At 44.3% G+C, this 11,585-nt stretch carries 8 protein-coding genes; 7 read left to right on the top strand and 1 reads right to left on the bottom strand.

Going from position 1 to position 11,585, the window contains the following annotated elements; genetic code table 11:
* Positions 1-241 precede the first annotated feature (241 nt).
* The 7 genes from JMX89_RS05800 (at position 242) to JMX89_RS05770 (ending at position 10,621) form a co-directional block, all read left to right on the top strand.
* Positions 242-1,903 carry a cardiolipin synthase gene (locus JMX89_RS05800; RefSeq protein ID WP_201531204.1) on the top strand — a complete coding sequence of 554 codons (1,662 nt, stop codon included), beginning with the start codon at positions 242-244 and terminating at the stop codon, positions 1,901-1,903.
* 102 nt (positions 1,904-2,005) lie between these two features.
* Positions 2,006-3,505 carry a tetratricopeptide repeat protein gene (locus JMX89_RS05795; RefSeq protein WP_201531206.1) on the top strand — a complete coding sequence of 500 codons (1,500 nt, stop codon included), beginning with the start codon at positions 2,006-2,008 and terminating at the stop codon, positions 3,503-3,505.
* 122 nt (positions 3,506-3,627) lie between these two features.
* Positions 3,628-5,211, top strand: a complete 1,584-nt coding sequence (locus tag JMX89_RS05790) for a 3-deoxy-D-manno-octulosonic acid transferase (RefSeq protein ID WP_201531207.1) — start codon at positions 3,628-3,630, stop codon at positions 5,209-5,211.
* An 8-nt stretch (positions 5,212-5,219) separates the two neighbouring features.
* Complete coding sequence (locus JMX89_RS05785; protein WP_201531208.1) at positions 5,220-5,963, top strand: 16S rRNA (uracil(1498)-N(3))-methyltransferase; 744 nt, start codon at positions 5,220-5,222, stop codon at positions 5,961-5,963.
* 261 nt (positions 5,964-6,224) lie between these two features.
* Entirely contained in the window at positions 6,225-7,349 is a 1,125-nt protein-coding gene (locus JMX89_RS05780) for a Fe(3+) ABC transporter substrate-binding protein (protein WP_020443822.1), read from the top strand.
* 69 nt (positions 7,350-7,418) lie between these two features.
* The gene (locus JMX89_RS05775; RefSeq protein WP_201531210.1) at positions 7,419-9,104 is read left to right on the top strand and encodes an ABC transporter permease; all 1,686 of its coding nucleotides are present in this window, start codon (positions 7,419-7,421) and stop codon (positions 9,102-9,104) included.
* Positions 9,105-9,361: 257 nt separating this feature from the next.
* Positions 9,362-10,621, top strand: coding sequence for an ABC transporter ATP-binding protein (locus tag JMX89_RS05770; RefSeq protein ID WP_413786624.1), 1,260 nt, complete (start codon positions 9,362-9,364; stop codon positions 10,619-10,621).
* Between the two features lie 41 nt (positions 10,622-10,662).
* Here the strand turns inward: JMX89_RS05770 and JMX89_RS05765 are convergent, their stop codons facing one another.
* Entirely contained in the window at positions 10,663-11,559 is an 897-nt protein-coding gene (locus JMX89_RS05765) for a methyltransferase domain-containing protein (protein WP_201531212.1), read from the bottom strand.
* Positions 11,560-11,585: the final 26 nt, after the last annotated feature.

Below are 11,585 nucleotides of genomic sequence, written 5' to 3'. Positions count from 1 at the left end.
CTCTAAGTTTGTCACTAAGCTCTGCTGCTGTGGGTGTGTATTATATAGATTTACACATGGCTGTCAAACACTATTTTACATTTTTTAAAAAATGATTATTAAAAAGGCTTTTGAGAGTATGGCTAGATGATGTGATAGCCCATATGACAACTACCTAGTCAACGAATAGTTACCTATTGCGCGGCGGATAAAAGCTACTATACTTGATTGGTTGTATTTGATTATATTGTGCTATTACCAGTTGGAGGCGAAAACAATAGAAGCTTTATCTACTACTGAGCAGCAAGTGGCAGCATGGTCTTGGACAGACTTTGCTGGGCTAGGTCTGATATTTCATATTATTCTTATGATTGTGATGACGTTGCGTATTGTCTCGGTACAGCGCAATATTGGGGTGGCAATTGCATGGATAGCGGTTTTGTTTACTTTGCCCGTATTTGGCTTGATTGCCTATGTGCTGGTGGGTGAGCCGATGATAGGTCGACGTTATCGCCAGCGAATGGATCAAGCGCGACTACTGATGAATGAGATGGCACAACGGGAGCGCTTGGTGTTTGACGAAGGGCAAGAGGTATTGCCGACTCATTACCGTGGGGTCAGTCATATCGGTACGCGCTGGACAGGGTTTGGGGTATTCTCAAACCATGATATGCAACTGTTGACACACGCCAATATTATTTTTAAACGTTTGATTGATGACATCAATGCCGCTCAGCGCAGTATCTTGATGGAGTTTTATATTATTTATCCTAAGGGGCAGGTGCTTGATGTTATAGAATCGTTAATGGCAGCCGCTCAACGCGGAGTTGAGTGTCATATTCTGATTGATAGTGTGGGGAGTTTTAGTTTTTTTAACAGTAAAGCCCATCGAAAATTAGAAAAAGCAGGCGTTTTTGTCCATCAGTCATTGCCAGTAGGGTTGTTTAAAACGTTATTTAAGCGTTCAGATTTGCGTAATCATCGTAAAATCGTGGTTATTGATGGTTATATCGGTTATATCGGTTATATCGGTTATATCGGTAGCTTTAATTTGGTTGATCCTAAGTTTTTTAAGCAGAATAAAGACGTCGGTGAATGGATTGATGTAGCGATACGCAGTGTCAGTGATAATGACATTAGCATTGCGACTGCAATGGCAAAAGTGGTGGTGACCGATATCGGGGCGGAAAACAGTGACAATCTAGATGCGCTGCATCAACGAGTCAACAGCTACACACGTAAGCTATATGTGCGCAATCCGACGATTAATGACATCAATAGTCGCATCAAAGTATTGGATGATGGGCTAGAAAATGTAGAAAACCCCTGTACTGGTGCGATGTCGACAGTGATTCCGCAGATGCCGGTGGTAAAAGGCGTGGTCGCGCAGCTGATTCCTTCAGCGCCACAAGTGACCGCTCACGTTATTTATAATACCTTAGTAACCGTTTTACATCGTGCTAATCACTGTATTTGTATCACAACGCCGTATTTTGTACCGGATGAAGCTTTGTCAGGCGCGCTAGTGACGGCAGCCAAGCGCGGGGTCAAAGTTACGCTGATTATCCCTGAAAAGGTTGATTCATTCTTAGTTCAGCACGCCTCGCAAGCGTATTACCAAGAGTTGTTAGAAGCGGGCGTTAGCATTGCTCTGTTTAAGGGTGGTCTGCTGCATGCCAAAACAGTAGTTATAGATGACGATTATTGTATATTTGGTACCGTCAATATCGATATGCGCAGCTTTTACCTGAACATGGAAGTCAGTTTGGCGATTTATACGCCTGAAATGGTCGCGCAAGTTGCCGCTTGTCAAGATTCGTATTTACAAAGCTGTCGTTTTTTAACCTTGGATGAGTGGCAACGGCGTCATAAGGCTGAACGCTTGTTTGATAATGTGATACGCTTATTTAGTCCATTATTGTAGCCCTACATATTTTAAGTTAAGGTATGCACTATATTTTGCATAACTGCCTGTAGTTCATTGCCTCTATGATTAATTTACTTTTTTAAAGGATACGCGTTTCTTATGTCTGCATCGCCCTTAACGCCCCTTGATTATATTGCAACAGGTTATTGGCAAGATTTTTTGGTAAGGCGTGCTGTCGCAGGCGGTATCGCTTACGAAGTGGATTTGCATCACTGTGGTTTGGATGAATCGCTGGCAAGCTTACAGCGCATAGATACGTTACTGTCTCAGATACGCCGCGATATGGTCAAAACAAGCATTTGGGATGAAGCAACGTTATTAAAAGATGCGCGCTATCGTAATTTTATGGTATTTTTGGCGTTTTATGCAGGACGAGTATTAGCACAGCAATGGCAACAATCGCCGCGTTGGTTTGGTCAGTTTGAGCTAGATGCCCGCTATCCTGAATTAGTACTGACGACCGATGATTTTTATCAACATATGGCAATGTTTTATGGCGCTGATACTGATGTTAATACCAAAGATAGCAGTGATAAAGCTAATACCTCGCTTTTCTTTGCTTTAGAACCGATAGGGATGCGTTTATTTGGTCATATCGACCGCGCGTTTAAATCGGCGCAAGGTGGTGAAGTCGCTAGCGGCTTATACCAAGCCGTTAGTGACAGATTGCCAAAATCTGTAAATCATCAGCCTCATTTGGTTAATACGACCATAGCAGATAAACCAAACACTCAAACAGCAAATGAAAAGGCATTTATTGAGAAAGTAAGCCCTGAAAATAGTAGCACATCCTTTTATTCGAATAGTAAGTCGTCCATAGACATGGCGACAAATCAACTTTCATATGACAAAGCGGGTAATGTATCGTCTACAGCAGCTACTACAATTACATCAATGCCATTAGCAGAAGATATAGAAATAACAAACGCAACGGCAGCACCTATAGTAGAACCAGTAAAAACCACGGCAGTCGCAAAAAAACCACCCACGCCAGAGATTTTTAGCCAACTATTAACAGAGCTACATGAGATAGAAGTAACACAGACCACGGGCGAAACTGAATATGAGAAGGCGTGCAAGGTTTTAGATCAGTTTGAACGTCATATTGCCAAGCAAGAAAAACCCCGTAAGCAAGTCGTCTTTTCAGAGGCGCATCAGCAAGCAAAGCAGCAGGCCCTGCTAGGATTAGAAGACGCTGCAAATGCAGGAAACAGTGCTGCGATGTTGCGCTTGGCGATGTATGAGCTGCTCGGCGAAGGTCTGATAGCAAACGAAGGCGCTGATAAAGTCGCTGGTATAGAGGCTGGGGTTGAATGGGTGCAACAAGCGGCAAGTAAAAATGACAGCCGCGCTCAGCGCTTACTGAGTAAAATGTATTATCAAGGCGTAGGGGTTACGCAAGACCTTAAGGTCGGTAAATATTGGCTCGAGCAAGCGGCAGAAAATGGGCACATCGAAGCGGCAAGCTTGGTCGGTCAGTGGCAACAAGCACAAACGTTAATCAACACCCAAAAGCAAGAGCAGCATAGCCTTAAGCGCTATCAGCTACTGTTTGCAGTCATTATCGTAATAGCCTTACTCATTATTATTTTGGTCTAAAAAACGATGACCAACATCCTTGAATTTAAAAACGTATTGTTTGGCAATAAATTCAGGTAGAATTGGTGCGTTTTTTGTGCGCGACTCCTATTATCTGCTCCATTAATTATCTGGGCTTTTGCATGCCATCTTCTGACACCTCAAAAAATCTTTCTATTCAGGCACAGCCTCTGCAAAGCCAAGCGGTATATAATCCGCCTGTATATTATCAAGTCGGCATAAGCTTATTAAAGCCGTTATATCGCCTGCAGGTATGGCGCCGCTCGCATGCGCGGGATAATTATAAGCAAGAAGTCGAGCAGCGTTTTGGTAAGCGTTATCCTGCGCCTCCTATAGCCACAGAAACGTATCTGCCAGCTGCGGATTTAAACAGTAGCATCAATGTTAATAAGCGAAATAAAACCATCTGGTGCCACGCGGTCTCTTTGGGAGAAACCAATACCATTACGCCATTATTGGATGCACTATTGTCTCGTGGTTATCGGATATGGCTGACCAATACTACCCAGACTGGTTTTGCGCGCGGTGCCAGTCGATTTGCAGAAGACATTGCGCAAGGTCGATTGAGTCACAGTTATGTGCCAGTTGATAGTCCGGCGGTGATTGAGCGCTTTTTGATTCATGTACAACCTGTTGCTGCCTTATTTGTAGAAACAGAGCTATGGGCAAACATCTTAACCAAATTATCTGAGCATCATATGCCAAGTATCTTGGTGAATGGGCGACTGTCCGCATCCTCTTTTAAAAGCTATCAAAAAATTGGCGCAGTCAGCACCAGCATGATGAAAAATTTGAGTTTAATCATTGCGCAGGATAATGACTCCGCCAAACGCTTTCGACAATTGGGTGCGCATAGCGCCCAAATCCGTGTAGCAGGCTCGCTAAAGTGGGTCATTAATACGCCTAAATTGTCTAATGTGTCTGAGCCAGATGATGACAAGACTATCGATGTCGATATTTTAAATAGCGAGCAGACAGAGTTAGCAAAAAAAACGAGTGTGACGGCGATTGATTTGGGCGTGGTCAATCGTCCAATTTGGGTGGCAGCAAGCACTCATGGTGGTGAAGAGAATACGGTACTGTCATGGCAGCAGCAATTACTGTCAAACCCTGCATTGGCAAAAGCGCTACTTATTATCGTTCCGCGCCATCCAGAGCGTTTTGATGAAGTGGCAGCGCTGATTCAAAATTCAGGCTTGACCATGGCACGGCGCAGTGCAGCAGAAGCTATCGACATAACTACCCAAGTCTATCTGGCGGATAGCATGGGTGAGTTGATGAATTGGTATGCTCTTGCCGATGTAGCAGTGGTTGGCGGCTCATTGGTCGAGGTGGGCGGACATAATCCAGTTGAGCCGGCAAGTGTGGCGACACCGGTATTAATGGGTGTTCATACGCAATCTTGCCAAAGCGTCGTGGATAAATTAGCAAGCGTTGGGGCGTTATATCAGCCAAACAACCCTTTTTATCAGGCTATGGATAATACTGAACAAGCGAACGAAAACCAAAATTCTGCCGATGATGAGACACTCCTTTATCAACAACTAAAATATTGGCTGAGTCATTTAATGTTGGCTAAGCAAGCAGGACAAGCAGGCGTGCGGATGACCGATCAGCAGCAAGCCGTATTGAGTCGTCAATTATCGATGATAGAAAAAGTCATCGAGCAGCATGCTCTTCAAAACGTTAGCCAAGATTTAAATTAAGAGCCACTATGAACTGTATCTTATTACCGGCTGCAAGCTTCTCTAATAAATCTGCACATATCAATGCAGTGGCACAAATTGAGCATGTTAACCAAGTTCTGGGAGCGAAAGTAGGCGACACCCTAAAAATTGGGCAGTTAGAAGGCAATCTTGGCAGCGCTATCATTGCTGATATGACGCCTGAGCGTATTTTGCTAAGTGATGTCAATTTAGCAACAGTATCGCCGCCTAAACTTAACCTCACGGTAGTGTTGGCATTGCCACGCCCCAAAGTATTGCGCCGGCTGATTATGGATATGACCGCGCTTGGTGTCCACGATATTATTTTGATTAATAGCTATCGTACGCAAAAAAGCTACTGGCAAAGCCCGCTGCTGAGTCGCCTTGATGAGTTCGTATTAGAAGGTCTGCAACAAGGCGTTGATACCGTCGCGCCGCGTATCAGTTTGCAAAAACGCTTTAAGCCCTTTGTTGAAGATGAGTTGGCAAACTTAATCACCAATCGAGCTATTGTCGCTCACCCTTATGCGGAATTATCGTTTTCACAATATGTGCAAGAACAATTAGAAAGCTCTGAATCACCTCAGAAATCGATACTACCAAGCATGGTTTTTATCGGTGCAGAAGGAGGCTGGATTGATTATGAAGTTGAGCTGCTTGCAAGGCAAGGCTGCCAAGCGGTACATATCGGTGCACGAATATTGCGCACCGAAGCGGCAGTCAATGCTATTCTGGGGCAATGGCTATTGTAAGATAATAACTGGTATAAGTCTTAGTTGGAAATGCGGCAAGATTCATTACAACGGCATCAAAACCCCATTAAAAAACCACTATATACAGCATGAATTGTCGATTATTTAACTAAATAATCGGGCTAAATAAATGTATTGATAATTAATATCATTTCCATTAGTATATGCTTTCCAGACATTAGGGCCTTTTTAATCCTATCAATCCATGATTTTTAATGTCTTTTTATCCTACCTATCTGCCGCGCTATTATGGGGAAAACCATGTCATTGAATGTAATCAGTGCAAATTTATCTTCTGCTAAACTTACTTTACCAGTTGCCGTATTTGGCATGATGTTGGCGCTTGCTGGCTGTAGTAAATCATCGACGCCAGAAGAAAGTGTTGATGCCGAAACGCCAGCGCCAAGCACTGAGCAAGAAGTAGCAAAAGACAACGCGGCGAGTGCTGATGGACAGACAGTGACTATCTACTCATCACGTAATGAGCAGCTAATCAAGCCATTGTTGGATCGTTATACTGAACAGACGGGTGTGAAGGTTGAGCTGGTTACAGACAAAGATGGTCCACTGATGGCGCGTCTGCAAGCTGAAGGTCAGAATACCCCAGCCGATATGCTTTTGACAGTTGACGCAGGTAACTTGTGGCAAGCGGCTGAGCAAGGTTTACTGCAACCTGTTGCTTCTAGCGTTTTGGAAGCAAATGTACCGGCTAAGTATCGTGATCCAGAAGGTCGCTGGACAGGTTTGTCATTGCGCGCCCGTACGATTTTTTATGACCCAAGTAAAGTAAGCGCTGATCAATTATCCACTTATGCAGATTTGGCGGATCCAAAGTGGAAAGGCAAATTATGTCTACGCACCTCGAAAAAGGTTTATAACCAGTCATTGGTTGCGAGCATGATGGAGCATTTAGGCGCTGAAAAAACAGAAGCGGTCATCCGTGGTTGGGTTGCTAACTTAGCTACTGATGTTTTCAGTGATGATACCAATCTACTAGAAGCTATCGCTGCTGGTCAGTGTGAAGTGGGTATTGCCAATAGCTACTACTATGGTCGCCTGCTTGATGAAAAGCCTGATTTCCCAGTAAAAATATTTTGGGCAAACCAAGGTACGACAGGCACGCACGTTAATATCTCAGGTGCTGGCGTAGTAACGGGTTCAGACAATGCAGATGGCGCATTGAAACTGATGGAATGGTTGTCTTCTGATGACGCACAAGGTCTTTATGCTAGCGCTGATAAAGAATTCCCAGTCAAAGTTGGGATTGATGAGTCAGAGATGCTTAGATCTTGGGGTCAGTTCAAACCAGACGATATCAATGTACAGAAATTTGGTGCATTACAAACCCAAGCTATTCAAATGATGGACAAAGCAGGCTATAAATAAAAGTCTGCCAGTCATTTAATCTGTCAGTTATTTAATAGAGTTATGATGCTTATGACACGGTAACAACTTATGATAACAATGCCAGAATCGTCTGCAAGTCAGAACAATACTGTCAATGAAAGTAATGAGACAGGCAATACGAGTAAATCTATTCGCCAAGACCATGCTACCCGTAAACGTATCATCTCGAAATCAGTCTTAGGACTGATTTCGTTGTTTATGCTAGTACCGATTTTAATCGTGTTATTGTCATGGACACAGCCCGTCGCTGATATTTGGGGGCATATGCGTGAGTACGTATTGCCGCAAGTCCTCAAAAATACGGCTATTTTACTATTAATGGTCACAGTAATTTCTGGCACGATTGGCACGGCATTGGCATGGCTTACGAGTATGTACCGCTTCCCTGGACAGCGGTTTTTTTCGTGGGCGCTGATGTTGCCGCTTGCTATGCCAGCTTATGTCTTAGCATTTGTCACAGTTGGTATCGTTGATTTTAGTGGACCATTACAAACCGCATTAAGAGATTTTGGGGTTACGACTGCCATTCCGTCGGTACGTAACGTCTGGGGTGCAGGGCTGATCTTGTCATTGGCTTTTTATCCTTATGTTTATTTGCTGGCGCGCCAAGCCTTTTTATCTCAAGGTAGGCGAGCTATTGAAGCTGGGCAGATGCTTGGCTTAAGTCGTGGTCGAGTGTTTTTTCGGTTGGCATTACCGCAAGCATTACCTTGGGTCATCGGTGGTTTGCTACTGGCAAGTATGGAGACGCTAGCAGACTTTGGCGCGGTGTCAGTATTCAATGTTGATACCTTTACTACTGCCATTTATAAAGCTTGGTTTGGGTTTTTTAGCTTGACGACAGCGGCACAGTTGGCAGCACTATTAATTGGTGTGGTCTTCATCGTTGTCTTGTTTGAACAATATTGGCAAGCAAAACGCGGTAATATTATTACCCAAGGTAGTAGCCAACGTTTTGAAGTCAGTAAACCAGCTAAGCTTGCTATGACGCTGCTTTGTACGCTGGTATTTTTGATCGCGTTTTTGATCCCGTTTGCACAGCTTATCTATTGGACAGCGGCAAATTTTCAGCAAGATTTTGATGCCCGCTATATTGATTTTGTTACCAACAGCCTCATGATTGCTAGTATTACCACTGCGTTTATTGCGGTCTTAGCGATTATGATTGCGTGGATTAAGCGTCAATATCCGGACAAATCTACTAAGCTTATGACTACTTTAGCCAATTTGGGCTATGTGGTGCCGGGTACGGTATTAGCGGTCGGGATCTTTATTCCGATTGCGTGGCTGGATAATCAGCTGATTGCTTATGGCATAACCTCCACGCAGTTTTTATCTGGGAGTGTGATCGTGATGCTGCTGGCTCTATCGACCCGTTTTATGACGGTCAGTTTTCAGCCGGTAGACCGTCAGCTTCAGCGCTTGACCGTCAATCAAGAAGCAGCTGCTAAGTTGCTTAGCGATAGTCCTTTTCAGCGCTGGCGACAAGTGATGTTGCCCGTATTGAGCCCAGGGGTATTAACGGGTTTGTTGATGGGTTTTGTCGAAGTGATGAAAGAGATGCCGATTACTTTGATGACGCGGCGTCAAGGTTGGGATACGCTGGCCGTCCGGGTATTTGAGATGACCAGTGAAGGCATGTGGGGTCGCGCTGCATTGCCAAGTTTGTTGATTGTATTGGTCGGTCTTATTCCTGTTTGGATATTACTGCGTCAAAGCGATAAGCAGGGTTAACGTATTTTTTAATTAAAATATTGTGCTTAAATGATCAACGGATTCTAATTGGTGCTTCTCACGTTATTCACACTTTTAAAGTTTCATGTTTTTAACGTCTAATATTTTGAATGTTGTGACGCTGGATTTTCTTCACTAATAGCTTATTGGTACTGTCTATGTATACTGACTTGATGAACGATTCAATAAATCCAGCAGACTCTGATTCTGTAGAGCCTCAGAGTAAAGCACGACAAAGTAACGTGAAAAAGCCACCTATGACTATCATAACCAAAGCGCAAATGGCTCAAGCTGTAGCGGAAAGAGAATTACGACAAGGTGTTGCTAGTTTAGATAGCACTTTCGTTCAGCACCATGATACTACCGGCATTCAGCCGTATTTTAGTGTACAAGATTTGGTGGTTGGCTATGACGACACCATAGTGGTCAATGGTTTGTCACTGAACCTACAGCAAGGTGAAATTGGTTGTTTTTTAGGTTATAGCGGCTGTGGTAAGACCACGGCATTAAGAGCGATTGCAGGGTTAGAAGAGAGTCGTAGCGGCAAAATCACGCTTAACAATCAGCGGCTGACAGAGCAAGCAGCGCGACTCTCATTTGCTGTTGCGCCTGCCAAGCGCGGCATGGGGATGGTATTTCAAGACTATGCGCTATTTGGTCATTTAAGCGTGGCAAAAAATATCGGCTTTGGTCTCAATAAATGGTCTGCTGCCGACAAAAAAGCCCGTGTTGCTGAGATGCTAGCGCTGGTAGAATTGTCTGAACATGCCGATAAACGCCCAAGCGAGCTCTCAGGTGGACAGCAGCAGCGGGTGGCATTGGCTCGTGCATTGGCTCCAAAGCCTAAGTTATTACTGCTCGATGAGCCGTTTTCGAACTTGGATGTGGTATTGCGTGAGTCACTGGCCATGAATGTTCGTGATATCCTCAAACGTACCAATACCACTGCTATTTTGGTCACTCATGATCAAAATGAAGCGTTTGCGCTCGCTGATAAAGTCGGGGTCATGCATAAAGGTAAGCTAGTACAGTGGGCAACCCCAAGTGAGCTATATCATGAACCGGTCAGCCCGTTTGTCGCTGAGTTCGTCGGTGAAGGCGCGATGATAGACGGCATCATCAAAGAAGGTCATGTTGAGACGGCGCTTGGTGATATTTATCGACGGATGGAAGTCTACGATGCGTCCGGTCAGCCGCAGTATTGTGAATACGACTATCCGAATGGTACGCCGATTAAGGTATTGGTGCGTCCCGATGACATTATCCATGATGATGACAGTACGCAGACTGCCTTAGTGGTTGGTCGGGTATTTCGCGGTGCCAATTATCTCTATCGCTTGCAACTGGATGATGGTCAAACGGTATTATCATTGGTCGCCAGTCATCATAATCATGAAGTCGGCACCCAAATCGGTATCTTGCCTATACTCGAGCATGTGGTGGTATTTGATGAAAAAGACATCAACGCCACCACGTGGTCGGAGTACGATAGGTCAGAGCGGTTTGAGGACATATGATAGCGTTTATTAAGTTGTCTTTACCGAAAGGACGCACGATATTAAAGTTGTAAAGAGACACGCGTCGCTAGTAGATGTAAGTAGCGCCCAAGCCACTTATAGGGATCCAGTTGCGAGTAACGTAACTCCATACGTATGACCGCTTCAGGATCGTTATGCCCACCACGTTTTAGTGGCGAATAATCGTGGAATACGCGCAGTCCGCTGGCGATCAGAGTCTGATACTCATGCGCCTGTAGCCAAGCTTCAACCTCTTCCTTTGCAACCGGATGATTGGGCGTTAGGCTCTTTTTATTGTCGGCTTTATATTCAGTGTTATCTAATAAGTTAAAATTACCCATTATCAAGTTACGATAATCAAAACTCGCTGGATTATAAAAGCACAGCGATAATGCTCCATTATCGGATAATTGCTGGTCAAAAAAGTCCATTACCGCGGCAGGCTCTGCCAACCATTCAAGTAGCGCATGACACATGATTAAATCAAATTTCTCCGTCTTGTCAGCCAGCTTTTCTTCAAGCTCTTGATAGGGGCATACATACCACGTAATATTCAATTTTTCATCTTTTGCACTACTTTGTGCAGCGCGCTCTTGGGCCTTCTCTAACATATTGGCTGAGATATCATTGATGACCAGTGTATGTCCTTGAGTCGCAAGCTCAATCGCAATTTGCGCAAGCCCTGCGCCTACATCCAAAATACGTAAAGGTCGCCCAAGAGTGCTGCTCATCTGCGCGCAGTATTCAAAAAGATCACGGCGCAATACTGCTAATCGAATGTCTCCCTTTAAGCCACCATAGACCTTTTTCTCAAAATGATCGGCAATCGCATCAAAGCTGCGGTCAGTACGCACATCTTCTTTTAACGCTTGTACTGTCACATTTTCTGTAGAGTCTACCGCATCGCTATTATTAATATATTGAGGATTGGTTGGCATAAAGAGTTGTCTATATCGGAGGATGT

The organism is Psychrobacter sp. DD43, from assembly GCF_904846555.1.
GTDB classification, from domain to species: domain Bacteria; phylum Pseudomonadota; class Gammaproteobacteria; order Pseudomonadales; family Moraxellaceae; genus Psychrobacter; species Psychrobacter cryohalolentis.
This window is presented reverse-complemented; position numbering and strand designations above follow the sequence as displayed.

What these genes read in the sequence shown, in the direction of transcription:
- JMX89_RS05795 (WP_201531206.1), top strand. Translation starts at nt 2,006, where the DNA reads ATGTCTGCATCGCCCTTAACGCCCCTTGATTATATTGCAACAGGTTAT.
- JMX89_RS05790 (WP_201531207.1), top strand. Translation starts at nt 3,628, where the DNA reads ATGCCATCTTCTGACACCTCAAAAAATCTTTCTATTCAGGCACAGCCT.
- JMX89_RS05785 (WP_201531208.1), top strand. Translation starts at nt 5,220, where the DNA reads ATGAACTGTATCTTATTACCGGCTGCAAGCTTCTCTAATAAATCTGCA.
- JMX89_RS05780 (WP_020443822.1), top strand. Translation starts at nt 6,225, where the DNA reads ATGTCATTGAATGTAATCAGTGCAAATTTATCTTCTGCTAAACTTACT.
- JMX89_RS05775 (WP_201531210.1), top strand. Translation starts at nt 7,419, where the DNA reads ATGATAACAATGCCAGAATCGTCTGCAAGTCAGAACAATACTGTCAAT.
- JMX89_RS05770 (WP_413786624.1), top strand. Translation starts at nt 9,362, where the DNA reads ATGACTATCATAACCAAAGCGCAAATGGCTCAAGCTGTAGCGGAAAGA.
- JMX89_RS05765 (WP_201531212.1), bottom strand. Translation starts at nt 11,559, where the DNA reads ATGCCAACCAATCCTCAATATATTAATAATAGCGATGCGGTAGACTCT.